General features: G+C 64.4%; 25 protein-coding genes and 1 pseudogene. 15 read left to right on the top strand and 11 right to left on the bottom strand.

What is annotated here, in order from left to right; all coding sequences use genetic code 11:
- The 4 genes and pseudogenes from JQ573_RS40490 to JQ573_RS38545 form a co-directional block, all read left to right on the top strand.
- Positions 1-96, top strand: a pseudogene (locus JQ573_RS40490) (chemotaxis protein CheW); the annotation flags it as partial.
- 63 nt (positions 97-159) lie between these two features.
- Positions 160-525: a PleD family two-component system response regulator gene (locus JQ573_RS38555; protein ID WP_018273268.1), complete on the top strand. Its 366-nt coding sequence runs from the start codon at positions 160-162 to the stop codon at positions 523-525.
- Positions 526-600: 75 nt separating this feature from the next.
- Positions 601-1,770, top strand: a complete 1,170-nt coding sequence (locus JQ573_RS38550; protein WP_212316420.1) for a chemotaxis response regulator protein-glutamate methylesterase — start codon at positions 601-603, stop codon at positions 1,768-1,770.
- Positions 1,767-2,636 carry a protein-glutamate O-methyltransferase CheR gene (locus tag JQ573_RS38545; protein WP_212316418.1) on the top strand — a complete coding sequence of 290 codons (870 nt, stop codon included), beginning with the start codon at positions 1,767-1,769 and terminating at the stop codon, positions 2,634-2,636. The genes JQ573_RS38550 and JQ573_RS38545 overlap by 4 nt, the downstream gene beginning before the upstream one ends.
- Positions 2,637-2,801: 165 nt before the next feature.
- Here the strand turns inward: JQ573_RS38545 and JQ573_RS38540 are convergent, their stop codons facing one another.
- The 4 genes from JQ573_RS38540 to JQ573_RS38525 form a co-directional block, all read right to left on the bottom strand.
- The gene (locus tag JQ573_RS38540; protein ID WP_212316417.1) at positions 2,802-3,959 is read right to left on the bottom strand and encodes a glutathionylspermidine synthase family protein; all 1,158 of its coding nucleotides are present in this window, start codon (positions 3,957-3,959) and stop codon (positions 2,802-2,804) included.
- Between the two features lie 42 nt (positions 3,960-4,001).
- Positions 4,002-4,217 carry a hypothetical protein gene (locus JQ573_RS38535; protein WP_212316415.1) on the bottom strand — a complete coding sequence of 72 codons (216 nt, stop codon included), beginning with the start codon at positions 4,215-4,217 and terminating at the stop codon, positions 4,002-4,004.
- 108 nt (positions 4,218-4,325) lie between these two features.
- Entirely contained in the window at positions 4,326-4,769 is a 444-nt protein-coding gene (locus JQ573_RS38530) for a hypothetical protein (RefSeq protein ID WP_212316413.1), read from the bottom strand.
- A gap of 15 nt (positions 4,770-4,784) precedes the next feature.
- A complete protein-coding gene (locus JQ573_RS38525; RefSeq protein ID WP_024583958.1) occupies positions 4,785-5,189 on the bottom strand; it encodes a DUF350 domain-containing protein in 405 nt (134 codons plus the stop codon).
- Between the two features lie 217 nt (positions 5,190-5,406).
- Between JQ573_RS38525 and JQ573_RS38520 the strand changes: the two genes are divergently transcribed.
- Genes JQ573_RS38520 through JQ573_RS38510 form a run of 3 tightly spaced genes read left to right on the top strand, consistent with a single transcriptional unit; the run spans position 5,407 to position 8,465 of the window.
- A complete protein-coding gene (locus JQ573_RS38520) occupies positions 5,407-5,664 on the top strand; it encodes a hypothetical protein (RefSeq protein ID WP_212316411.1) in 258 nt (85 codons plus the stop codon).
- 19 nt (positions 5,665-5,683) lie between these two features.
- Positions 5,684-6,871, top strand: coding sequence for a hypothetical protein (locus tag JQ573_RS38515; RefSeq protein ID WP_212316409.1), 1,188 nt, complete (start codon positions 5,684-5,686; stop codon positions 6,869-6,871).
- A 10-nt stretch (positions 6,872-6,881) separates the two neighbouring features.
- A complete protein-coding gene (locus JQ573_RS38510; RefSeq protein ID WP_212316407.1) occupies positions 6,882-8,465 on the top strand; it encodes a protease pro-enzyme activation domain-containing protein in 1,584 nt (527 codons plus the stop codon).
- 77 nt (positions 8,466-8,542) lie between these two features.
- Here the strand turns inward: JQ573_RS38510 and ctrA are convergent, their stop codons facing one another.
- The gene (ctrA, locus tag JQ573_RS38505) at positions 8,543-9,244 is read right to left on the bottom strand and encodes a response regulator transcription factor CtrA (protein WP_016848562.1); all 702 of its coding nucleotides are present in this window, start codon (positions 9,242-9,244) and stop codon (positions 8,543-8,545) included.
- 367 nt (positions 9,245-9,611) lie between these two features.
- On the opposite strand from ctrA, the gene fliI reads away from it, so the two are divergent.
- The 4 genes from fliI to JQ573_RS38485 all read left to right on the top strand — a co-directional run bounded on the left by fliI (position 9,612) and on the right by JQ573_RS38485 (position 13,194).
- Positions 9,612-10,937 (top strand): flagellar protein export ATPase FliI, encoded by a 1,326-nt coding sequence (fliI, locus tag JQ573_RS38500; RefSeq protein ID WP_212316405.1) that lies wholly within the window; start codon positions 9,612-9,614, stop codon positions 10,935-10,937.
- 108 nt (positions 10,938-11,045) lie between these two features.
- On the top strand, positions 11,046-11,465 hold the full coding sequence (gene fliJ, locus JQ573_RS38495; protein WP_021081901.1) for a flagellar export protein FliJ: 420 nt from the start codon (positions 11,046-11,048) through the stop codon (positions 11,463-11,465).
- 205 nt (positions 11,466-11,670) lie between these two features.
- Positions 11,671-12,216 carry a sigma-70 family RNA polymerase sigma factor gene (locus JQ573_RS38490; RefSeq protein ID WP_212316404.1) on the top strand — a complete coding sequence of 182 codons (546 nt, stop codon included), beginning with the start codon at positions 11,671-11,673 and terminating at the stop codon, positions 12,214-12,216.
- Positions 12,217-12,219: 3 nt separating this feature from the next.
- Positions 12,220-13,194 (top strand): anti-sigma factor domain-containing protein, encoded by a 975-nt coding sequence (locus tag JQ573_RS38485; protein ID WP_212316403.1) that lies wholly within the window; start codon positions 12,220-12,222, stop codon positions 13,192-13,194.
- Positions 13,195-13,490: 296 nt separating this feature from the next.
- Here JQ573_RS38485 and JQ573_RS38480 read toward each other — a convergent pair whose 3' ends face one another.
- The 4 genes from JQ573_RS38480 to JQ573_RS38465 form a co-directional block, all read right to left on the bottom strand.
- The gene (locus JQ573_RS38480; protein WP_092116406.1) at positions 13,491-13,691 is read right to left on the bottom strand and encodes a hypothetical protein; all 201 of its coding nucleotides are present in this window, start codon (positions 13,689-13,691) and stop codon (positions 13,491-13,493) included.
- Positions 13,692-14,097: 406 nt separating this feature from the next.
- Positions 14,098-16,230 carry a flagellar biosynthesis protein FlhA gene (gene flhA / locus JQ573_RS38475; RefSeq protein WP_249132744.1) on the bottom strand — a complete coding sequence of 711 codons (2,133 nt, stop codon included), beginning with the start codon at positions 16,228-16,230 and terminating at the stop codon, positions 14,098-14,100.
- A gap of 299 nt (positions 16,231-16,529) precedes the next feature.
- Positions 16,530-16,826: a hypothetical protein gene (locus JQ573_RS38470; protein ID WP_212316400.1), complete on the bottom strand. Its 297-nt coding sequence runs from the start codon at positions 16,824-16,826 to the stop codon at positions 16,530-16,532.
- Positions 16,827-16,930: 104 nt separating this feature from the next.
- A complete protein-coding gene (locus JQ573_RS38465) occupies positions 16,931-17,140 on the bottom strand; it encodes a hypothetical protein (RefSeq protein ID WP_212316398.1) in 210 nt (69 codons plus the stop codon).
- Between the two features lie 291 nt (positions 17,141-17,431).
- Between JQ573_RS38465 and JQ573_RS38460 the strand changes: the two genes are divergently transcribed.
- Both JQ573_RS38460 and JQ573_RS38455 read left to right on the top strand, forming a co-directional pair.
- Positions 17,432-17,851, top strand: a complete 420-nt coding sequence (locus JQ573_RS38460) for a hypothetical protein (protein WP_249132743.1) — start codon at positions 17,432-17,434, stop codon at positions 17,849-17,851.
- A 144-nt stretch (positions 17,852-17,995) separates the two neighbouring features.
- Entirely contained in the window at positions 17,996-19,195 is a 1,200-nt protein-coding gene (locus tag JQ573_RS38455) for an MFS transporter (protein ID WP_312011749.1), read from the top strand.
- Positions 19,196-19,306: 111 nt separating this feature from the next.
- Here JQ573_RS38455 and JQ573_RS38450 read toward each other — a convergent pair whose 3' ends face one another.
- Positions 19,307-19,798 (bottom strand): MarR family winged helix-turn-helix transcriptional regulator, encoded by a 492-nt coding sequence (locus tag JQ573_RS38450; RefSeq protein ID WP_212316392.1) that lies wholly within the window; start codon positions 19,796-19,798, stop codon positions 19,307-19,309.
- Between the two features lie 321 nt (positions 19,799-20,119).
- On the opposite strand from JQ573_RS38450, the gene JQ573_RS38445 reads away from it, so the two are divergent.
- Together JQ573_RS38445 and JQ573_RS38440 are read left to right on the top strand one after the other, a co-directional pair.
- Positions 20,120-21,679 (top strand): porin, encoded by a 1,560-nt coding sequence (locus JQ573_RS38445; protein WP_212316390.1) that lies wholly within the window; start codon positions 20,120-20,122, stop codon positions 21,677-21,679.
- 774 nt (positions 21,680-22,453) lie between these two features.
- On the top strand, positions 22,454-23,596 hold the full coding sequence (locus JQ573_RS38440) for a dienelactone hydrolase (protein WP_212316388.1): 1,143 nt from the start codon (positions 22,454-22,456) through the stop codon (positions 23,594-23,596).
- 43 nt (positions 23,597-23,639) lie between these two features.
- Here the strand turns inward: JQ573_RS38440 and JQ573_RS38435 are convergent, their stop codons facing one another.
- Positions 23,640-24,044, bottom strand: coding sequence for a DUF4864 domain-containing protein (locus JQ573_RS38435; protein WP_212316387.1), 405 nt, complete (start codon positions 24,042-24,044; stop codon positions 23,640-23,642).
- Positions 24,045-24,184 lie beyond the last annotated feature (140 nt).

The raw sequence follows: 24,184 nt of genomic DNA, 5'->3' as shown, positions 1-24,184 counted from the left end.
CTCGCCGGCGGCGTTCACCGCCTCGACGGCCAGCTCATGGTCGTCCTCGATGTCGATCGCGTGCTCGAACTGGTGCCTGATGCCAAAGCGGCCTGAGACGGGCCGACTGAATCGAAGAACTGAAACATCCCTCCGGGGATGAGGAAGTAGAGGTCGCAGATGAGAACGTGTCTTGTTGTCGATGACTCAAGCGTCATTCGCAAGGTTGCCCGCCGTATCCTGGAAGGGCTCGATTTCCAGATCGTCGAGGCCGAGGACGGCGCCAAGGCGCTCGAGGCCTGCAAGCGCGCGATGCCCGAGGCCGTGCTGCTCGACTGGAACATGCCCGTCATGGACGGCTACGAGTTCCTCGGCAATCTTCGCCGGATGCCCGGCGGCGATCAGCCCAAGGTCGTGTTCTGCACCACCGAGAATGACGTCGCGCATATCGCACGCGCGCTGCATGCCGGTGCCAACGAATACATCATGAAGCCGTTCGACCGGGACATCGTCACCGCGAAGTTCCAGGAAGTCGGTTTGATTTAAGTCTACGTTCGATCCGGCGGCAGAAGCCTTCGGCTCAACGGTTGTTGTGCGTCGTGTTGCGTCGCTGGTGAAGTCATGAGTGTTGCGTTGACAAGTACTGCGGTCCCGACATCGACCCGTTCCGACAAGGTGCGGGTGATGGTCGTCGACGATTCCGTGGTCATCCGGGGGATGATCTCGCGCTGGATCGGCGCCGAACCCGACATGGAGGTCGTGGCCTCGCTGCGCACCGGCCTCGATGCCGTGAACCAGCTCGAGCGCTTCAACCCCGACGTTGCGGTGCTCGATATCGAGATGCCCGACCTCGACGGCATCTCGGCGCTGCCGCAGCTCTTGGCGAAGAAGCGCGACCTCGTCATCATCATGGCCTCTACGCTGACCCGCCGCAATGCGGAGATCAGCCTGAAGGCGCTGTCGCTCGGCGCGTCCGACTACATTCCGAAGCCGGAGAGCACGCGCGAGGCGACCGCCGCGGAAACCTTCCGCCATGACCTGATCCAGAAGATCCGTCATCTCGGCGCCAAGGCGCGGCGCAGCCCGGTGCATACGACGGCGAGCCCGCCGCTCGCGCCCGGCCACGACAAGCCGCGCGTGGGGCTGGCCCCTGCAGCAGCGCCCGCGGCGCCCGCCCAGATCACGCGCCGTTCGTTCGGCCTGCTGCAGCCGAAGGTGCTGCTGATCGGCTCCTCCACCGGCGGCCCGCAGGCGTTGATGTCGCTGGTCGCAGAGATCGGCCCGGTGATCGACCGCGTCCCGGTGCTGATCACCCAGCACATGCCGCCGACCTTCACCACCATTCTCGCCGAGCATCTGGCGCGCACCAGCAAGCGGCCGGCGCATGAGGGGATCGACGGCGAGAGCATCAGGCCGGGTCAGATCTATCTGGCGCCGGGCGGACGCCACATGCGCATCGTCCGCCACGGCATCGATGCCACGATCGCGCTCGACGACGGGCCGCCGGTCAATTTCTGCAAGCCCGCGGTGGATCCGATGTTCACCTCCGCGATCGATGTCTGGCAGGGCAGCATCATGTCGGTGATCCTGACCGGCATGGGCTCCGACGGCATGCGCGGCGGCAAGGACATCGTCGCCGCCGGCGGCAGCGTGATCGCCCAGGACGAAGCGAGCAGCGTGGTGTGGGGCATGCCTGGTGCTGCGGTCAATGCCGGCATCTGCGCGGCCGTGCTGCCGCTCAATCAGATCGCATCGAAGCTTGTTCGCGTGTTTGCGGGAGACCGTTCGTGACGCCGCTGGACTACGAGTATCTGCGTAAGCTGCTGAAGGAACGTTCCGGCCTCGATTTGTCGGCCGACAAGCAATATCTCGTCGAGAGCCGCCTGCTGCCCCTGGCGCGCCGGTCGAACCTCGCCGGCATTCCCGAACTCGTCCAGAAGATGAAGGGCGGCGCCGAGATGCTGACGTCGGAGGTGGTCGAGGCGATGACCACCAACGAGACCTTCTTCTTTCGCGACAAGATCCCGTTCGATCATCTGAAGGACGCGGTGCTGCCGGCGCTGGCGCAGGCGCGCGCCGCGCGTCGCAGCTTGCGCATCTGGTGCGCGGCCTCGTCGACCGGGCAGGAGCCCTATTCGATCGCGATGCTGCTGAAGGAAATGACCGCGCTGTTCACCGGCTGGCGCATCGAGATCATCGCCACCGATCTGTCGCAGGCGGTGCTGGAAAAGTCCAAGGCCGGCCTGTTCAGCCAGTTCGAGGTGCAGCGCGGCCTGCCGATCCAGCTGCTGGTCAAGCACTTCGTGCAGAAGGGCGAGCTCTGGCAGCTCAACGCCGATATCCGCGGCATGGTGCAGCATCGCCAACTCAATCTGCTGCAGGACATTTCGCATCTCGGCACCTTCGACGTGATATTCTGCCGCAACGTGCTGATCTATTTCGATCAGCAGACCAAGGCAGGCATCTTTGGCAAGATCTCCCGGATGCTCGAGCCCGACGGCGTGCTGGCGCTTGGCGCGGCGGAATCCGTGGTCGGCATCACCAATCTGTTCAGGCCCTATCCCGACCGCCGCGGGCTCTATCAGCCCGGCACCGCGCCCGTCGCGCGTGCCGGCGCCGCCCATGTGCTGAAGGCGGCCGCGTCCGCGGCGCGCTAGCGAGACCTTCCCAAATTTGAAGTGGCGATGCTGCCAATGCCGTCATCCTGAGGAGCGCGTAGCGCGTCTCGAAGGATGCACGGCCCAGCTGGTGGCCGTGCACCCTTCGAGGCTCGCTCCGCTTGCACCTCAGGGTGACGGGAAAAAAGCGCGTGCGTCGACGCTCTACAAAATCGCGTGCGGCAGGAAGCGCGATGTGTTGCCGGTGATCGGGTTCTCGTCCTCGCGGATCGACAGCCCGCACGGCGTGCCATTCACCAGCCAGCTGCCGAGTACGGGATACTGCCCGGAAAAATTCGGCAGCGGCGCCAGTGCCTGCCGGATGAAGCCCTCGGCGCCGTAGGGGCCTTCCTCCGCGACCAGCGTGATGCCGGCGCTGACCAGTTCGACATTGGCGCCCTCGCGCGAATAGATCGGCTTGCGCACGAACGAGGTGCCGAGCTGCGCGGCCTGCGGATCGTCCTCGAAATAGGCCGGCAGCAGATTGGGGTGGTTCGGGAACATCTCCCACAACAGCGGCAGGATGCCCTTGTTGGACAGGATCGCCTTCCAGGGCGGCTCGATCCATTGCGTCGGCGCCGAGCTGAGGTTCTTGCCGAACGCGTCGTGGAACATCCACTCCCATGGATAGAGCTTGAAGGCGAGCGTGATCGGGCTTTCGTCGAGGTCGACGAACTGGCCGTCACTGCGCAGTCCGATCTGTTCGATGTCGAGCAGCGTGGTCTTCAGCCCGGCCTGCGCCGCGGTGTCCTCGAGATAGGCGAGGGTGCCGGCATCCTCGGCATTGCCGGTCAGTCCGGTGAGATGCAGCGGATGGGTCGCGCCGATCGTCTTCCAGGCCTCGATCAGCGCCTCGTGGATCGAGTTGAACTGGTCGGCGCGCTTCGGGATGATGTTGCGCTCGATCGCCTGTTCGAGCCAGGTCCATTGAAACACCGCCGCCTCGAAGATCGAGGTCGGCGTGTCGGCATTGTATTCGAGCAGCTTGGCCGGGCCGCTGCCGCTGAATTTGAGGTCGAGCCGGCCGTAGAGGCTCGGCTCCTTGCGGCGCCAACTCGCCGCGATCAGGTCCCAGAACGCTTCCGGTATCTTCAGCCGGCGCAGATATTGTTCATCCTTGACCGCGCGTCCGGCGAGCTCGAGGCACATCGCGTCGATCTCGCCGGTCGGCGCCTCGATATCGCGCTCAATCTCGTCGAGCGTGAAGGCGTAATAGGCCCGTTCGTCCCAGTAGCGTTCACCGTCGATGGTGTGGAAAGTGAATCCGGCGCTTTCGGCGGTTGCCTGCCAATCGTCGCGCTCGGAACATACGATGCGTTGCATGAAGGGGTCCGTGATCTTCAGACGATGCGTGTCAGCTCGGTGTCAGCCGCCGCCATGCGAGGGACCGTTGTCGTAGTGGGCGATGCTGCGTGGCGCGCCGCCGAAGCCGCCGGAGGGTGATATCTGCTCGGGCTTCCGCCTGGCTTTGTGCCCCGCATAATGATGACTGCGGGCATGGCCTGGCGTCAGGCCCATCGAGGCTGCGCCGATCGCGACGCTTCCCATCAATTTGAGCCAGACCCGTCGCGAGCGTTTCATGGACGCGATCCTTGCCGCCTGCCTTGCCTTCTGCGGAGCCGCGCCGAGTGTCCATCAGCTCCGATCGCCGGGCAAGCGAAAGCGCATGACGACACGGCAAAGTGCGTGTCAGCCACCGCCGAAGCCGAATGCATGCGCGAACGAGCCGAAACCGCCGCGGCTGACCGACGAGCTTGACGACGAACCCGACGAGCTTGACGACGAACCCGACGAGGATGACGAGCCGCCCGACGAGGAGCTGCCGCCGTAGAAGCTGCTGCGCGACGAGCCGCCGCCACCACCGCTGCCGCCCGATCCCGACGACGAACTGCGCGGCGCGCAATCGCCGCCGGGTTGCGGGGAGACCGGCGCGGTGACACCCGGAGGCGTCGGCTGGATGGGCTGGCAATTCTGCCGCGGCATCAACGCGTAGGCGCCGCCGCCGACCGCGAGCGTGCCCATCATCAGCAGCGCGACATGGCTGGAGCGTTTGGAAGGCGGATCGGGCCGCGGCGGCACCGCCGGCACCACTGGTCTCCGTTTGCCGAATTCCGGGTTCGGTTTGCGCGCCATGGTTAGCTCAATGGCTCAGTAGATCATGCAGGCCGCGTTCAGCGCGCCTGCGGCCAGCGATGACAGCCCGAGCCAGATCGCCGCCGCCATCTCGCCGGAGGCGATCCGCGCCGACAGGTTCGGCACCGGGATCTTCACGATGTAATAGACGATGATCTGCACGATCAGCGCGATGATGCTCCAGATCAGGCAGTCCACCACATTGGCGGAATGGGCGATGGCGCTGACCACGGGCAGCACGAAGCCGAGCAGGCTCAAGCCCAGCGCAATCGCCGCCGCCGGATCGTTGTCGCGGATCAGCTGGAATTCGTCATGCGGGGTGACGCGGGTGTAGACGAAGAGGTAGGCGACCACGGCAATCAGCGCCGTGCAGAAATAGACCAGGAACGCCGGCAGGCCGGCGAGGGATTGCAGGATCATGTGATGCGCCCGAACAGCCCTAGATGGTCATCCTATAGCTGATTGGTCGCGGTTCGCGAAGCTTCGGTTCGATCCAGCCTGTGGGCTCCGGTGGCCGCGGACGGCCGCCGGAAAATTGCGGCGCGGGGGTGTGTGCCGCTTCACAGCGGCGCGCGCGATAGCCGTCTATACGGTATACAACCAGAAGTGCCTGTCGCGAATGGGTTCGGTGATCCCGATGACGACCAGTTTTGGCAACGACATCCTGCCGATGTTTCGACCGGGTGACGTCGCCTGCATGACCCCCAAGGGCGTTCGGCTCGGCGACGCCGGCTGGATCTGCGACCCGGCCGCCAATGATGACCTTGCCGATCACGCCAATGCACGCCGCGTCTTCGCTGCGCTGTCGTCCGGCTTCATGCCGCCCGGTCACCGATGGTCGCAGGACGCGCTCGATGTCTATGCGAGCTGGATGGGGGACGGATTCCAACCTTGAACCCGATGTGGAGAGCAAGATGAGAAGGTCGATCGACACGCTGCTCGTCTGTGGTCTGTTTCTGGTTCCCGCCATTTCGGCCGCGGCGCAATCGCCGCCGAATCCCGCGATGACCGCGCCGGATCAGGTCGCCTGGCAGCTCTTCATCCAGGCCAACACCCGCGCCGGCGGCAGCAATTCGACGTTCGAGACCTGGGCGAGCGATACCGATCTGTTTCAGCCCAATCCGCAGTTTCCGGCGGTTGCGACACCGCCGTCGCTGCGCCCGCCGATCCTGCCGCAGGTGGCGCGCGAAGGCGTGCAGCAGAGCGGCGGATTGCTGCCGGCGCTGCCGCCGGGCGCCGCGCAGGGGCAGATGGAGGAAACGCGTCACAACAAGCCGACGTTCGACTTCATCGTCCAGAACAACCTCTACAAGCGCTCGGGCGTGAAGGCCGCATTCGGCAAGGCGCTGTCGTTTCCGGTCGATTCCGTCGAGGTGAAGGGGAATTGGCTGCCGGTCAGCGACATTCCGCAATTCACCAACAACAAGGTGACGGTGGCGCAGGTGCCGCAGCTCTATCACGTCAACAGCGCGGCCGGCGTGCAATACGCCCTGGTCTCGATGCATGTGATCAGCAAGCAGGTGCCGAACTGGACCTGGGCGACATTCGAGCACCGCTTCAATCCGGGCCGCTGCGACATCATCGGCTGTCGTGACAATTTCGGCGCGCAGACCGCGTTCGTGCCGTCGAACCGGACCGCCGGCCAGGGCTATCCGGATTGCGTGAAGACGGCCGCACTGACGGCGTTGCTGTCGAGCGCGGATATCGATCCGGTCTACAACAACTACTGCCTGAAGGGGTCGCAGGTGGATTTCGTCGACAATGTCGGGCTCGACATAAGGGTCGGCAATTCGGTCACCGAGGACGGCTTCGTCGCGACGTCGTCCTGCATCACCTGCCACGGCCGCGCGGCCTTCAAGGCGGACGGCACGCCGTCGTCGCAGGCGGGATTCCTGTCGTTCGGTCCGAATGGCCCGGTTGCTCCGCTCGGGCCGCTGCTGCCCGAATGGTACTGGAAATTCTCGGGCCAGCCGCCGATCTTCGAAGGCAAGCCGGGTCTCACGCGCATCGCGACCGCAGCCGACTTCGTGTGGTCGATCCCGTTCTGCGCCTACGACGATACGCAGAATCCGGCGCAGCCGAGCCCATGCGCCGGAAAGTGAGACCGCACTGATGGCAGGCAGCCGCCAGCGCAGGGTTCCGCTAGCCGGCAGCAACCGCGCCGCGCCTGTCGGTGCGACGCTGGTCGGCGATGTCGATCCCGACGAGCGGATCCCCATCGTGGTCTATGTCAAGCGGCGCACCCCCGACAAGTTTCCGACGGGCAGCGCCGGGGATCTCGCCCGGCTCGCCAAGCCGATCACGCGGCACCAGCTCGCGACGCAGCGCCATCGCAGCCATGCCCGCGCCGTCGCCCGCGTGGTGCGGTTGGCGGCAGAGCGGGGCTTGACCGTCGGCCGCAGCGATCCTGTCGCGCGCACGGTCGAGCTGGAAGGCACGGCGCGGCAGATGGCCGAGATCTTCGGCGCGACGCTTTGCACCTACCGCGACGGCGAGCGCACGTTTCGCGCGCGCGTCGGCGGCCTGACGGTGCCGGCGGAGATCGCGCCATGGACCCGCGCCATTCTCGGCTTCGATCAGCGGCCGCTGCGGACGAGGACGCCGCTTGTGCAGGCCCGGGCGGACATGGGCAGCGGCAGCGGGTTGTGGCCGACCGACATCGCGGCTCGCTACGGCATTCCGCTGGATCGCGACGTGTCGTCGATCTGTGTCGGCATCATCGCTCTCGGCGGCGGCTATCTCGCGAGCGATCTCGCCATGGCGGTGGCCGGCATGAACCGGCCGCCGCCGGTTGTCGTCAATGTGCCGCCGAGCGGCAATGGCGGCTTCGGCACTAACGATGTCGCCGATCAGGAGATCGCGCTCGATCTCCAGGTGCTCGCCGGCCTGCTGCCGAAGAGCAAGATCGTCGTCTACTTTGCCGAGAACTCCGCCGCCGGTCTGACCGACGCGATCCATCAAGCGGTGTTCGATGAAGAGCATGCGCCCCAGGTGGTCTCCGTCAGCTGGGGCAGTGCCGAGAAATACTGGACCGGGCCGGGGCGCGACGCGATGCAGGCCGTGCTGGCCGATGCCGCGCGGCTGCGTGTCAGCGTGCTGTTCGCCTCCGGTGATCAGCTCGCGACGAGCGGCCTGGCCGACGGCAAGGTTCATGTCTGGTTTCCCGCCTCGAGCCCCTATGCGACGAGTTGCGGCGGCACCCAGCCCGTGCCTGCCGCGGGCAATGGATCAGCCGCAGCGGAGGCGGTCTGGAATGCCGGCGCGGTCGGCACCGGCGGCGGCATCAGCGACGCGTTTCCCGTCCCCGACTATCAGTCGCATTTGACGCTGCCGAAATCGCAGAACGACGGCGCTATCAGGCGCGGCGTTCCGGACGTCGCCTGCGCGGCCGCGGCAAGCCCGGGCTACCGCATCATCGTCAACGGACAGGCGATGGCGATGAGCGGGACCAGCGCCGCGACACCGCTATGGGCCGCCCTGGTCGCAATAGCTGTCGCCGCGCGCGGCGAGCAGATAGGCTTTCTCAACACCGCGCTTTATTCCAACCCGGGCGCGTTCCGTGCGGTCGTGCAGGGCAACAACCGCGTCGGCGGCAAAGGCTACGATGCCGGCCCGGGCTGGAGCGCCTGCACCGGGCTCGGTGTTCCGAAGGGCGCGGATCTGCTCGCCGCTTTGACCGCGATCCCGGTGGCGTAAGTCCTAAAAACAAAAACCCCGCCATTTGCGGCGGGGCTCAAGTCGAAAGCGAAGTCGGAACGCTGCGGGCCAGAAGGTCAGGCGGGAATGCGCTCGTCGGCCTCGTGCGGCTCGCGCAGCACGTAGCCGCGGCCCCACACGGTCTCGATGAAGTTGCGGCCCTCGGAGGCGTTGGCGAGCTTCTTGCGGAGCTTGCAGATGAAGACGTCGATGATCTTCAGCTCCGGCTCATCCATGCCGCCGTAGAGATGGTTGAGGAACATTTCCTTGGTGAGCGTGGTGCCCTTGCGGAGCGAGAGCAGCTCCAGCATCTGGTATTCCTTGCCGGTGAGGTGCACGCGCTGACCGCCGACCTCGACCGTCTTGGTGTCCAGATTGACCACGAGATCGCCGGTCTGGATGACCGACTGGGCGTGACCCTTGGAGCGGCGCACGATCGCGTGGATGCGGGCGACCAGCTCGTCCTTGTGGAAGGGTTTGGTCATGTAGTCGTCGGCGCCGACGCCGAGACCCTTGACCTTGTCCTCGATGCCGGCGAGGCCGGAGAGGATCAGAATGGGAGTCTTGATCTTCGAAACCCGGAGCTGCTTGAGCACGTCGTAGCCGGACATGTCGGGCAGGTTGAGGTCGAGCAGGATGATGTCGTAGTCGTAAAGCTTGCCGAGATCGACGCCTTCTTCACCGAGATCCGTCGTGTAGACGTTGAAACTCTCGGATTTGAGCATCAATTCGATCGACTGCGCGACGGCGCTATCATCTTCAATCAGCAAAACGCGCATGCCAGTCCCCTATAGTCGCCGCTCCGGGCGTCAGGTCGGCCGCACTTGCGGCACTCACAAAACGCCTTTGAACAACTGATTCGGATCCTGACGAGATATGGTTAACAAAAACTGATTCCTCGACGCAAGCTCTAACCGTGCAATTTTTGTCGAATCGCCCTAAGATATTGCGTAGAAGAAGCTTTTCCTAACCGCGCTCGTTCAGTTTCCACATTAAGAGCCGGGCCTAACCGACTCTCGCGACTCGCCCTTCTTCTGATGGGCGAGCGACCTCAGTCACCAAAGACAGTGACGCAATGATTAATGATGCGGGTAAACACGAAGTTAAGCGGCCGGCGCAAAATTGCGGAAACTTAAGGTTTTCGCAATGAAGGCGCTCGCGGAGCAGATCGGGGACATCGACGGCGTCAATATTTATGGCCGTGTGGTCGGCGTCCGGGGGCTCATGGTCGAGATCGCCGGTCCCATTCACGCGATGTCGGTCGGCGCCCGCATCGTGATCGACGTCGGCGCCGGCCGCTTCATCCCGGCCGAGGTGATCGGCTTCTCCGGCGAGAACGCGGTGGTGATGCCGTTCGGCGGGCTCGAGGGCGTCAGGCGCGGTTGCCGCGCGGTGATCGCCAATGCGGCGAGCCAGGTGCGGCCGTCGCCGGCCTGGCTCGGCCGCGTCGTCAACGCGATGGGCGAACCGATCGACGGCAAGGGTCCGCTGCAGCAGGGCGCTTCGCCGATGTCCTACCGAAACTCGCCGCCGCCGGCGCATTCGCGCAGGCGGGTTGGTCCGCCGCTCGACCTTGGCGTGCGCGGCCTTAATACTTTCCTGACCTGCTGCCGCGGCCAGCGGCTCGGCATCTTCGCGGGCTCCGGCGTCGGCAAGTCGGTGCTGCTGTCGATGCTGGCGCGCAATGTCGATGCCGCGATCTCGGTGATCGGGCTGATCGGCGAACGCGGCCGCGAGGTGCAGGAATTCCTCCAGGAGGATCTCGGCGAGGAGGGGCTGGCGCGTTCGGTCGTGGTGGTCGCCACCTCGGACGAGCCGGCGCTGATGCGGCGCCAGGCGGCGTATCTGACGCTCGCCATCGCCGAGTATTTCCGCGACGAGGACCAGGACGTGCTGTGTCTGATGGACTCGGTGACGCGCTTTGCGATGGCGCAGCGCGAGATCGGCCTCTCGGCCGGCGAGCCGCCGACCGCCAAGGGCTACACGCCGACCGTGTTCACCGAATTGCCGAAGCTGCTGGAGCGGGCAGGGCCGGGCACCGGCGTCGGCACCATCACCGCAATCTTCACCGTGCTGGTCGACGGCGACGATCACAATGAGCCGATCGCGGACGCGGTGCGCGGCATCCTCGACGGCCATATTGTGATGCAGCGGACGATCGCCGAGCGCGGCCGCTATCCCGCGGTCAACATCCTCAAGTCGGTCTCGCGCACCATGCCGCGGTCCGCCGACCCCGACTTCCTGCCTTTTATCAACAAGGCGCGGCAGGTGATGGCGACCTATGCCGACATGGAGGAACTGATCCGGCTCGGTGCCTACCGGCCGGGTTCCAGCCCCGAGGTCGACGAGGCGATCCGGCTGCACGAGCCGCTGGAAAGCTTCCTGCGCCAGGCCAAGGACGAGGCGACCAGCCTGGGCGACGGCTACCGGCAACTCGCTCAAATCCTGTCGGGTTTGGAAACGGAACGCTAACTTTGTCAGGCCATCATCCCCGGCACACCATAGCTATGCCGGCGGGGCCCAGGGGGGAGCCGGTTCTGTCCCGCGTTCAGAATTGGGACTTCTGGGGAGTATGAGTCGATGAAGTCACGTGAAACGCTGATCCGCCTGAAGAAGTTTCAGGTCGACGAAAAGCGCCGTCGGGTTACCCAGATCGAAGGCATGATCGCCGACTTCCAGCGCATGTCCGTCGAGCTCGAGCGCGAGATCCAGACCGAGCAGGAGCGCGCCGGGATCAATGATCCCTCGCATTTCGCCTATCCCACCTACGCCAAGGCCGCGATCCAGCGCCGCGAGAACCTGACCCGTTCGGCCGACGAGCTGCGTGCCCAGCTCGACGACGCCAAGGCGCTGCTGTCGGAAGCCTTCGAGGAGCTGAAGAAGGTCGAGCTGCTTGACGAGCGCGACCAGGCGCGCGAACGCGCGGAGGAGAGCGCTCGCGAGCAAGCCGACATGGATTCGATCGGCCTGATGCGGGCCCGGCTCGGCGTCATCGCCTGATACCTCGCTCCCTCCGCTGACCATCTTGAGAGCCCGGGCCGATCGCCCGGGCTTTTTGCTGGGCGCTGTCCACAAGCAGGCCTCTCGTCGGCCACTTGGCGGATCGTGCTGTCCCAAAATATGCTACCACCGGTGCGGACCAGATGATGATCGGCGGCGCGGTGGCAAAGGGGCGATTGGGGGATGCAGGCTTGGAGGGCGCTGAATGCTGACGCCGGCTGAGCTCGTCTGGCTGATCGCCGCCGTCGCGAAGGGGGATCAGGCCGCCTTTGAGCGGCTGTACGCCGCGACCCGCTCGAAACTCTTTGGCGTCGTGCTCCGTATCTTGCGGCGTCAGGACCTCGCCGAGGAGGTCATTCAGGAGGCTTACGTCAAGATCTGGAACAGCGCCGGGCAGTTCAACCCGGCCCTGTCGTCCCCGATCACGTGGATGGCGTCGATCGCGCGCAACCGCGCCATCGATGTCGTGCGCAAGCGAGGCGAAACCTCGCTGGAAGATGAGCCTGCAGCGATGGAAGTCGCCGCCGACTCGCCCGATCCGCTGGCGCGGCGGGAAATGACGGAAGAGTTGAAGCGGTTGCTGGAGTGCGTCGGTCGTCTGGAGCCCGATCGTCAGAAGCTCGTGCTGCTCGCCTATTACAACGGCTGGAGCCGCGAGCAGCTCGCCGCAAAGTTCGAGACACCGGTGAACACGGTGAAGACCTGGCTGCGCCGCAGCCTGATGGATATCCGGGAGTGTCTTGGACTCTGATTGATGGCCTATAGCGAAGACCATATCGCGCTCGCCGCGGAATATGCGCTCGGTACGCTCGATGCCGACGAGCGCACGCAGGTCGAGACCATGATGGCCGTGGACACCGAGTTCGCCGCGCTCGTGCAAGCCTGGGAGTTCAGGCTCGGGCCGCTGAACCAGATGGTCGGCCTGGTCGAGCCGCGCCCGGTGGTCTGGGAAAACATCAAGGCGGCGATCGGCCATGCCGGCGCGCCGCAGGCGCCGCTGGTCTTGCCCGAGACGCCGACCGCGACGGTGACGCCGCCGCCGATCACCGACGATCCTGGTTTCGGCTCGGCGTTCGATCCGGAGCCTGCTCAGCCATCAGAAATCCCACAGCCGGCCGAGATTCGGCGGCCACCAATCCAGCCACGTTATGGCGTCAACGACAGCACCAACATGATCGCGCTTGCGGGCCGCGTGAAGCGCTGGCGCGGCATCGCGTCGGCGGCGACCGCGATCGCGGCCGCGCTGCTGGTCACGCTCGGCCTGCAGATCTACCGGCCCGACGCGTTGCCGAATGCGATCCGTCCGAAGCCGCGCATCCAGACGGTGGAAGTGAAGACGCCGGCGCCGGCGCTCGCGCCGTCGGCGCAGTATGTCGCGCTGCTGCAGGGACAGAATGGCGGGCCGGCCTTCATCATGACCATCGACGGCGCGACCAAGAATTTCACCGTGCGCAAGGTCGGCGCTCCGTCCGAGCCCGGCAAGAGCTTTGAGCTCTGGTTGATCTCCGACAGGCTGCCGCAGCCGCGCTCGCTCGGCGTGATCGGCGCCGATGATTTCACCGCGCGCCCGGTGCTGTCGGGCTACGATCCCGACGTGATCAACGGCGCCACCTACGCGGTGACGGTCGAGCAGGCCGGCGGTTCGCCGAATGGCCAGCCGACTTCGGCGCCAATCTTCACCGGCAAGCTGATCGAGACCGTGCCGCCTGCGTCGGGTTCGACGCGATAAACCCGCGTGGACATCGCGAACGGTTCCGTCATTGCGAGGAGCGATAGCGACGAAGCAATCCATCTTTCCGTACAAGCGGTGACAGTGGATTGCTTCGCTTCGCTCGCAATGACGTGGCAAGTGTGCGCCACCTGTCACCTGCGCAGTTGAGCTGCCCCATCCGCACAAAAAGAAAACGCCCGTGGGGAGCGGGCGTTTTCGATAGTCAACTTGGGGGTAGTTGGGGGTCTTAAATATCCACGCAGCGACTTTGGGGGGCTGTAAAGAACACTACGTGAATTCGTGAAACTCTCCTGTTAGCGGACCAGCGAGTTGCTCGTGCTCGTGATCGCGACCGGCTTGCCGGCCTTCATGACACGTGCCGTCTGGGTGTAACCCTCGTCCGACGAATTGTGCGCGGTGATGCCGAAACCAGCGACCAGAATACCGGCGACCAAGGCCACGACCACAATCTTCAGGTGCGTCGTACGATCAGCGCTGTAGATCGAGTGGTTCATGGAAGTCTCCTGCCGCCTTCCTGCTCTCAGTAAATCTGTCGGTTTGGTCTTCTGCCCGGTTCAACGTCTCGTGCCCCACCAACGTAGGATTTGCCGATTCCGTTCCCTAGAGGCCATCACAAGGGCGTGATGAGACGTGATCGGGCGCGATCAAAAACCGTCTCCGGCCCCAAAATCCACATTAACTGGATGTAATATCAGTAACTTGCTCGGAAGCCGGATCATGTTACCCCAGATAGGGCCGTTCCGGACTGTTCCACATAAATCAGTTGCCTGTGGCGAGAAAGCCCAGGCGAAAACGCAAATGATTTGCGACGGCTACAGCGTTTTCGAGCGAAGCCTGTCCCGCACTCGATGCGGGATGGACGCCGGTTCGCGTGAAGAAAACGCGTCCAAACAAGAAGCTCTACACGCTGCCGACGGTCTTCAGCCGGGCTCGCGGATGGATCTCGGCCTGCGACAGGACGGTGGTCTGCGAGCGGAACCGCTCCACCAGTGAGCGAACGAACGGCCGGATCGCGGCCGAGGTCACCAGCACCGGCGCCTCGCCCTCGCGCGCCGCCTGCTCGAAGGCGTTGCGCACGGCGGTCATGAATTCCGACAGCTTCGAAGGCTGCATCGCCAGGCAGCGGTCGTCGCCTTGGCCGACGATCGACTCGGCGAACGCCTGTTCCCAGCGCGCCGACAGCGCGATCAGCGGCAGATAGCCGTTCGGCGAGGTGTTCTGGGCGCAGATCTGGCGCGCCAGCCGGGCGCGGACATGCTCGACCATGGTGGCCGGATTGCGCGAGAACGCCAGCGCGTCGGCGATGCCCTCGAGGATGGTGGAAAGGTCGCGGATGGAAATCCGCTCGGCGAGCAGCAATTGCAGCACGCGCTGGATGCCCGACACCGTGACCTGGCTCGGCACGATGTCCTTGATCAGCTCGCCCTGCTCCTTCGGCAGGTCCTTCAGCAGCTTCTGCACCTCGCCGTAGGACAGCAAGTCCGCCATGTTGGTCTTGAGCAGCTCGGTCAGGTGCGTCGACAGCACGGTCGCGGCGTCGACCACGGTGTAGCCCTTCAGCGCAGCCTCTTCCTTCAGGCCGGCATCGACCCAAGTCGCCGGCAGGCCGAAGGTCGGTTCGATGGTGTGGATGCCTGGCAGCTGTACCTGGTTGCCGGCGGGATCCATGACCATGAACTGGCTCGGCCAGATCTTGCCGGTGCCGGCGTCGACTTCCTTGATCTTGATGACGTAGCTGTTTGCCTCGAGCTGCACATTGTCGAGGATGCGCACCGCTGGCATCACGAAGCCCATCTCGATCGCGAGCGAGCGGCGCAGCGCCTTGATCTGCTCGGTGAGGCGGTCGGTGCCGTCGGGGCCGTTGACCAGCGGCAGCAGCGCGTAGCCGAGCTCGATCTTGAGGTCGTCGATCTTCAGCGCGGCAGCGATCGGCTCTTCCGCGGCGGCAGCGGCGGCGGCCGCGGCTGCAGCGGGGGCGGCCGCGGCGGCGGCCTCGGCGGCGTTGGCGACCCGCTTCTTCTTGCGCGCGTTCCAGGCCAGCGCCGCGGCGCCGGAGCCCAGCGCCAGGAACGGCAGCGTCGGAATGCCCGGCAGCAGCGCCAGCACCAGCATGACGCCGGCCGACATGCCGAGCGCCTGCGGATAGCCGGAGAGCTGGCGCATCAGCGCCTTGTCGGCGGCGCCGGTGATGCCGGCCTTGGAGACCAGGAGGCCGGCTGCGGTCGAGACGATCAGCGCCGGCACCTGGGTGACGAGGCCGTCGCCGACCGTCAGCACGGTGTAGGTGCGGGCGGCTTCACCGAAGGAGAGGCCCTGCTGGGCGACGCCGATGATGATGCCGCCGACGATGTTGATACCGACGATCAGGAGGCCGGCGATGGCGTCGCCGCGGACGAATTTCGAGGCACCGTCCATCGCGCCGAAGAAGCCGCTCTCGTCTTCCAGCGCCTTGCGGCGCTCCTTGGCGGCCTTCTCGTCGATCAGTCCGGCGGACAGGTCGGCGTCGATCGCCATCTGCTTGCCGGGCATCGAGTCCAATTGGAAGCGCGCCGCGACTTCGGCGATACGGCCCGAACCCTTGGTGATGACCACGAAGTTCACGATCACCAGGATCGCGAACACGATGATGCCGATCACGAAGTTGCCGCCCATCACGAAGTTGCCGAACGCCTCGATGACGTGGCCGGCAGCCGCCGTGCCCTCGTGGCCGTGGCTCAGGATCAGCCGGGTCGAGGCCATGTTCAGCGACAGCCGCATCATGGTCGAGATCAGCAGGATGGTCGGAAACGACGAGAATTCCAGCGGCGCCTGGATGAATAGCGAGGTCATCAGGATCAGGATCGAGATCGTGATCGAGACCGCCAAAAACAGGTCGAGCACGATCGAGGGCAGCGGCAGGATCAGCACCACCAGGATGGTGAGGACGCCGAGCGCCAGCGCGAGATCGCCGCGCTTGAGGATGTCGCCGATCTCGCCGAGGCTCGGCAATCCGCTCTTGCCTGCCGTGCCCTGACCCGCCGTGACGTCGACCATGGTAGCCGCTCTCCCCCGCGACTGGCGGCCGCGGCCGCCAAGCGTCTGCGCGACGGCCGCAGGGCCGCCGTTCCGAAAGTGAGGCACCGCGCTGGCGTTCACGGGGATCTCCGCCCGTTAGACGCGTTCGACGACACTCGACTTCACTCGGCAATTCTTGCCGGGTGTATGGTTAGCAAAGGGTTAACAAGTGCGCTTTACGGGGGGCGCGGGTCGTCGCAGGGGCCGGGCATAGGGGATTTTCGGCCGCGAGGGGCGGGGGGGACCGCCCGGCCGTTCCAGCGGCGGGTTCGCTGCCTCTACCTGAGCGCGCCGAGCACGACGCCCGATGCGGCGATGAGGCCGAGCGTGATGACGCTGGCGCGCCACAGCAATTGCTGCCGGGCGGCGCGCCGGTCGTGGAAGGCAAGCCAGTCGTGGACAAAGCCCGCGGGAATGTCGAACACCACGGCAAGCTCGTCGCGATAGTGCGTCTCATGCTCGCAATACATCGTCCGGACCGTCGGCACGCCCAGCCGCTCGAGCTCGCAATGCCACTCCCAGGCATGCTTGCCGTTGGTCCAGCGATTTTCGAAGGGGATCACGTGTGATTCCATGACGAGCCTCCTGGCCCACCCTTGAACCTCACGTGGCAAGTCTAGCTCAATATCCGGACCGGAGCGAGGTCGGCGTCGGCTGGCCGAGACCGATCATGGCGGCGTCAATTGGCTGAGAGCATCCATCTGCGCCAATGCGTCGGCTGGATGTCGAGATGCCTGCTGCCGGCATCATCGACCCATTCGGCGCCGTCCCGGTGGCACGGGAACATCAGCGCGTGCACCATGCCGTCATAGTCGAGGACACAGACCTCAAGCTCCCGGTCCGACGGCGCCGACGCAACGGGTAACCACTCTGCTGACGACGAATGCATGACGATCCTCCGACGATGTGCGCTTCGATCCGCATACCTTGCGAGCTGCGCGCCATCCGGGCGGGATGATAGGTCCGGACGGCGAGCCGCCAATGTGAACCGGCTCGCATTGTAGCAGTTTTCTCATCAGCATGGATCGCGGTTCGACGGATGATATTCCCGCTTGATCGGTCCGTTGCGACCGCTGCGGTGCACGATGCAGACTGAACTTTCGCGGCCCGGCCGCCGACCAAACGCCAGCAACGCCATCAGCCGCCAGAGGCATCCATGTCGAACCAGGCAGGTCGAACCATGACAGCAGGCATTGCTGCTGCCATCGCGCTGCTGTCGGCGCCGGCGTCCGCCGTGACGCTGCCGGACGACCGGGCCTGGATGATCCGCATGATCGCCTGCAAGGGTAACGGCGTCCTGATGGAGGTCTACCTGCCGCAATCCGTCGTCTTTGCGCCGCATGGCGGCATGGCCGCGGGCAAGACGGCGGACGGCTACTACACGCTCGATCTGACCGAGTTCAACAAGGGCAAGGACCTCGAGCCGGTGCATGTGATGATGAGCGCGGACAAGAAGTCCGTCACCGTCGACCAGTACACGCGCGGCTTGCCGCCGACCCGCATACCGGTCGGCGGCGGCACTGTGGATTTCGATCAGCGCTTCGGCATCGGCGCGAAGTGCGGTCCGTTCCAGGCGCAGGATCCCAACTACGGCAATTGAGGCGCTTCACGCGCCGGTGAAAGCGGCGCGTCCCCTTGCTGGCGCATGCCTAATCTCTCGGCAATGTGGCTTGACCCGGAGGCAAATGCCGTCGAAGTTCCGCGTGCCGTGGTAATTTCTTCTGAATTTTCCCCTGAAGCCGCAGTGTTTATTCCCGACTCGCGCCGGGCATGGCTGCGCCTTGCCGTAGCCGTGGTGATCGGCTCGCTCGGCAGCGTCGGCATGTGGTCGGTCGTGGTGGCGTTGCCGGCGGTGCAGACCGACTTCGGCGCGACCCGCGGAACGGCGTCGCTCGCCTTCACGATGGTGATGCTCGGCTTCGGCCTCGGCCAGGTCGTGACCGGCAAGATCAGCGATCGCTACGGCATCGTCGCTGCGATCGGCGCCGGGATCGGCATTCTCGGCCTCGGCTACATCTGCGCCGGCTACGCGCTGTCGATCTGGGCCTTCATCCTGCTGCATTTCGCGATCGGCCTGTCGTCGGCCGCCACCTTCGGTCCCCTGATGGCGGAGGCCTCGCACTGGTTCGAGCGTTACCGCGGCCTCGCGGTCGCGATCGCCGCCAGCGGCAATTACGTCGGCGGCACGGTGTGGCCGCCGCTGGTCAATTTCGGGATGCAGAGCATCGGCTGGCGCACCACCCATATCGCGATCGGCATCTTCACCGCGATCGCGATGGCGCTTGCGCTCGTGGTGCTGCGTTTGTTGATGGGGGCGGCGACCCGGCGCAGCCATGTCAACGCGGCGCCGCCGCGGGTCGACATGCGGCTCTCCACCAACGCACTCACCGCGATCCTGTCGCTCGCGTCGATCTCCTGCTGCGTGGCGATGTCGATGCCGCAGGTTCACATCGTCGCCTATTGCGGCGATCTCGGCTACGGCGTGGCGCGCGGCGCCGAGATGCTGTCGCTGATGCTGGGCTTCGGCATCATCAGCCGGATCGGCTCCGGCTTCCTCGCCGACAGGATCGGCGGCATCCGCACGCTCTTGATCGGCTCGATCGCGCAGGGCGCGGCGCTGCTGTTCTACCTGTTCTTCGACAGCCTGACCTCGCTCTACGTCATCTCGGCGATGTTCGGCCTGTTCCAGGGCGGCATCGTGCCGAGCTACGCCATCATCGTGCGCGAGGCGATGCCGGCCTCCGAGGCCGCGACCCGGATCGGCATCGTGATCTTCGCCTCGGTGTTCGGCATGTCCTTTGGCGGCTGGATCTCGGGCGTGATCTTCGACGCCACCGGTTCCTATGCCGCGGCCTTCGCCAATGGCCTGGCCTGGAACCTGCTCAATGTCAGCATCATCCTGCTGCTCCTGATGCGGTCGCGGCAGCGGCTGGCGATGGCATGATCCGGAAAAGTGCAAAGCGGTTTTCCGAGGAGATCATGCTCAGATAAGAGCATGATCCGGACCGGAACGGCCGCGTAAGCGCAAAGTGTGAAGCGGGATCTCGGCAACGTCCTAAAGATCGACCGAGATCCTAGCGATCGCCTTTTCCAGGCGGCTCTTGATGGAATCCATCTTGCCGGTCAGTTGCAGCAACTCCCGCAGATCGAGGTCGGAATAGACGAACTCGTTCAACTCTTTGCGTTGCGCGGACAGGTTCGCCATCTGCTTCTTGGCGTGCTCGGTCAGTGACAGGTTCACGACCCGGGCATCCTCGGTCGAGCTCTTGCGGCGCACAAGGTTCTTCTTTTCGAGCAGCTTCGACTGCGTCACCACAAACGACTGATCGACGCGCAGTGCCCTCGACACCGCGCCGACCGGCAGGCCGACGCTGCGGTCCTCGGCATTCGCCAGCACCGTCATGATCATCCATTGCGGACCGGTGATTCCGATCATCTTGGCCCAGATGCTGCGCAACTCGTCGAGCCGGATGCTGGTCGACACGATTTCCCAAGCCAATCGCTCAGCCGCGTCCTGCAGTTTGTCGGTCGATTTGCGCTCGGTCATGACGCACCTTAACAAAAATTCATCTTCACAGATATCGAGTATCGAGCAATTTTTGAAGCGGCCGCCGTGACGAAAATGTTCGTCGATGCGTTGCCTGAATGACACATGGCTGCGCAAACATAGAATGACTAACTAATATAAGTTGAATATGTGACTACTCGCTTGCATTGTTCCCCGTCGTAGATGGGGGCATCCACCATCTCACGCCTGCAGTGGCCGAGTTGACCACGAGCATCTTGAAAATGGCTGCGCCGCAGCGGTTTTCGGGAGGGGAACGTTTGTCGCTTTGCCAGCAGTGCAAGGCATCACTTGGAGGATAGCATGAAGATCGTAAAGGGCCTTTTGTTGGGCTCGGTGGCAACTCTCGCCGCGAGCAGTGGAGCCATGGCGGCCGACCTTCCGGTCAAGGCCAAGGCAGTCGAGTACGTGAAGGTCTGCTCGCTCTATGGTCCGGGCTTCTACTTTATTCCGGGCACCGACACCTGCATCAAGCTGGGCGGCTACCTGCGCATGGACGTTCTGGCGAACACCAACTCGGACCACACCGGCAACTACGCCGGCGCTGGCGGCGCACAGAACCGCTTCACCAACGGCTACACCTGGCGCTCGCGCGAAGACCTGAACGTCGACACCCGCACCGCGACCGAATACGGCGTGGTTCGTACCTTCTTCGATGCGACCTTCAGCTGGACCTCGGACAGCTATGGCGCGGGCGCCGCAGCAGGCTCGACGGTCTACTCGCCGATCGGAACGTCTGCTGCCCCGAACAACGCAAGTGCAGGCGGTGTCGCCGCCGGCACGGTCGGCGTCTACTACGCCTTCATCCAGTTCGCCGGCTTCACCATGGGTAAAGCGGTGTCGCAGTTCTCGGCGCCGTGGGCCAACTATCCGGGCAACAACTTCGACGGTCTCGTCGGCGGCGGCGGCACGATCACCGGTGTGAACCAGTTCACCTACACCGCGCAGTTCGGCAACGGCGTGTCGCTGTCTCTGTCGGCCCAGGATCAGTCGGCCTACTATCAGGCCGGCGTGCAGAATCTCGGTGTGGTCGGTACCGGCGCTCTCGGTCCCTACGGCGCGAGCGACTATGCCGGCACGATCGCTCCGGATCTGGTCGCGTCTCTCCGCGTCGACCAGGCCTGGGGTCTGTTCCAGGCGTCGTTCGCGGCGCATGACAATCACGCGGCCTACTACGGCGCCACCGAGTTGACCGGTCATCCGGACGACAAGTGGGGTTGGGCGGGTCAGTTGGCCCTGTCGATCAAGAACATCCCGACCGGACCTGGCGACACCATCAACGTCCAGGGCGTCTATACCAACGGCGCAACGCGCTACAACATCCAGGATCTCTCGGGTGCCGGTGCGTTCACCTACTTCGGCAACACCAGCGTTCCCGGTGCCTACCAGAGCATCGGCTTCGGCATCGCGCCGGACAGCGTGTTCGTCAGCGGCGGCTCGCAGCAGCTGATCACGACGTACGGCGTGCGCGGTGCATACGTCCACAACTGGAATCCCTATTGGAACACCAGCGTCTACGGTGCGTGGGCTCAGGTTAACTACAACAGCACCGCCAAAGGCTACATCTGCGGCCCCGGCGGGACTGGCGTGGGAGGATCGTTCGGCGTCCTGATCGGCGCCACGTCGAATCTGACCTCGTGCAACCCCGACTACAGCATTGCTCAGATCGGTACGCAGACCCAGTGGACCCCGGTGAAGAACCTGACCTTCTCGGCTGACTTCACCTACACCCATCTGGATCAGAACTACGCCGGCACCATCACCTATCCGGGTAGCGCCGCGATCGGCAAGCCGGCCGCCGTCTACTCTCTCAGCAACCAGGACACCTACATGCTGCTGCTGCGCGCGCAGCGCAACTGGTAAAGCCCGGTTGATCCGGACTTGATCGCGACCCAAAGCCTCGATGGGAAACTGTCGAGGCTTTGATTTTGAAAGAAGAGTCTGTTGTATGATTTACTAACATTAGTCTATCATGTACAAACTGGGTGTCGGTTGCTCTGCCGACCATGACGAGGGAGATATCAGACTTCTTCATGAAACCTCCAGAACCTCCGGCAATGCCCTGCCGGAGGTTTTTCATTTGAAGCGGCATGGTCGCGCGATCCGGAGCTTGGGCTGGTCGAGCGTTTCATCAGGTCCAGCGATCGGGCGCTGGCGATGCAGGACGACGGCGACAACGCATCCGCTTAGCGGTGCCGGGATAAGCCTGCGCAGTGCCGACGCGCGTCGAGCGACCTGCGTTGCGAAGTCACGGCCGAGTGAGTGGCGGCGTGCCGGTTCTCGCGATCCCGTGAGCGCGCCACGGCAAGTTCGCCACACGAGACAAAGTGAGTCGATGGCATCCGGAACATGACCGAGCATTTGCTCGGCAACGATTGCTGCAGCAACATTCGGCCCTCAGGCATAAGCGCAACGCATTCCTGCGCCGCCATATCAACATTTGCCGCCGCCGAATTACTTCAATTATATGAAGCCCAATTGGAATAATTTCTTGGGAGAGCCGCGTGATTGGCGTTTGCGATTTCGGCGCCAGTTTTTTCGCGGCGACCGAAGCGGCGGCTCGTCGACTCCAACGGGCGGACTCGTACCTTTCACGCGTACCGGCAGCGGAGCCGGGTGCGAACGAGTTGACGAAATATGCATGAGCATTGTGGGGCGCGTGGAGCCTCGTCAAGCAGCGTCGAGTTCGATGACAAGGGCTGGCCCGCCTGGCCGGATCGCGAGGATCTGTCGGCGGAGTTCATCAAGCTTCTGGCTGCCGCACAGGAAGGCGGCTCGACGGTCTCCGAATGCTGGCTGACTTTGAGCAAGATAAACCTCGCATCAGAGAACTCGTGGTCGGAAGAGTGGATCAAGACCGCGGAACTGAACGAGGCGAGAGCTGAGCTTTCGTTGCTGAACAACAATCTGGTCACCGCCCGCCGCAACTGGCTTCGGGCGACCACCTACTTTCACGCCGCTGTAAGGCCTCCCGGATATGCCAACGATTGGCTGAACCGTGCCGTCGACGGCATGCGGCGATGCGCAACCAGCTTCTTGAAGACCCGGGTTCCGGCCGGCCAGGTGCTCTCGATTCCCTGGACGGAAGACCTGTCTCTTCAGGCCTACTACCTGCCGTCAACCTTGCGCGACGACGGACCCGTCATCGTGTGCATTGGCGAGCCAGGTTCCTACAAGGAAGAATTGATCACCAAATACGCAGGTCATGCCAGCGAGCGCGGGTTCGCGCTTCTCGTCGTGGATCTGCTGGGGACGCAGACGGCCTTGTCGCCGGAACGGCTCGAGGGCCACAAGTTCGAAGCGGCGATGAGCCGCGTCCTCGACTTTCTTTCGGAGCAGCCCGGTGTCGACAGCACGCGGATCGCCATCGTGGCGGACGCCTGCAACTCGTCCCTGGTCGCCCGGGCAGCCGCTAGTGATGCCCGGTTTGCCGCGGCGGTTTGCGACGCCGGAATCTGGGACTCGCACGAGAAGAGTTTCTTTTATCGGCAAGCCGGCGACGGTGAGCAGGCCGGATGGCTCGATGAAGCCAATGCGATCTCGCGAAGCATCGATTGTCCGCTCCTCGTCACCGCGGGTGAGGGCGGCTGGCTCCTTCCAGGCGCCTTGATCGAATTCGGCAACCAATTGAGCAGCATTCATCGCGACGCCAGTCTGATCCTGTTCCGGCGTGCCGAAACCGCCGCCATGCAGGGGCATATCGACAACCCTACATTGGCCAATGAAGTCATATTCGACTGGCTTGAAGACAGGCTCCGGCTGAGAAAGGGCTTGTCCTGAAGCGACTGTCTTCGGGTGACCGTTGCGGACCCGAACCGTGCGATCACACCGCCTGACCGGCCTTCAGCAATGAGCAGCCGGTGATCTTCAAACTGCCGTCGGCCTGCCGCTCCAGTGTATAGAGCGCCTCCCACGCCTCGCCATTGGCGTCGACGATGTGAACGCGTTGCGCAATCTGGTCGCCTTCGCTACGCGCCTCGCCGAACTCGAAGCTTCTGTGGCGATAGACCGGCGCGTATTGGTTCTGCACCATCGACATGAAGAGATCGGCCTGCGGAAAGATCTGCCGGATCGCGGGGGCGGCATAGGAATAGGCCGCCGCGGCGTCGTCGCGGCCGAACGCCTGTTCCTGGGCGCGGATTACGTCCTGCGCGGCACCGACATCGTCGGCCATGGCCGGCGCAGCGATGGCGAACAGAACGGCGGCAATGAGGGCGATCGCGCGCATCGGAAGGCTCCCTGGTCGATCCCTGAGCTTACGCGGCAAATCCGGCGTGGTTTCACGCGCGATCGATTCCCGTCGAAAATTGATCTGCCGCAAGGCTTCCTCCGGCCGGCGCACTAACCTTGCTTTGCCAATCTTGGAGG

The organism is Bradyrhizobium sp. AUGA SZCCT0105 (assembly GCF_018129565.1).
In the GTDB taxonomy this organism is placed as follows: Bacteria; Pseudomonadota; Alphaproteobacteria; order Rhizobiales; family Xanthobacteraceae; genus Bradyrhizobium.
This window is presented reverse-complemented; position numbering and strand designations above follow the sequence as displayed.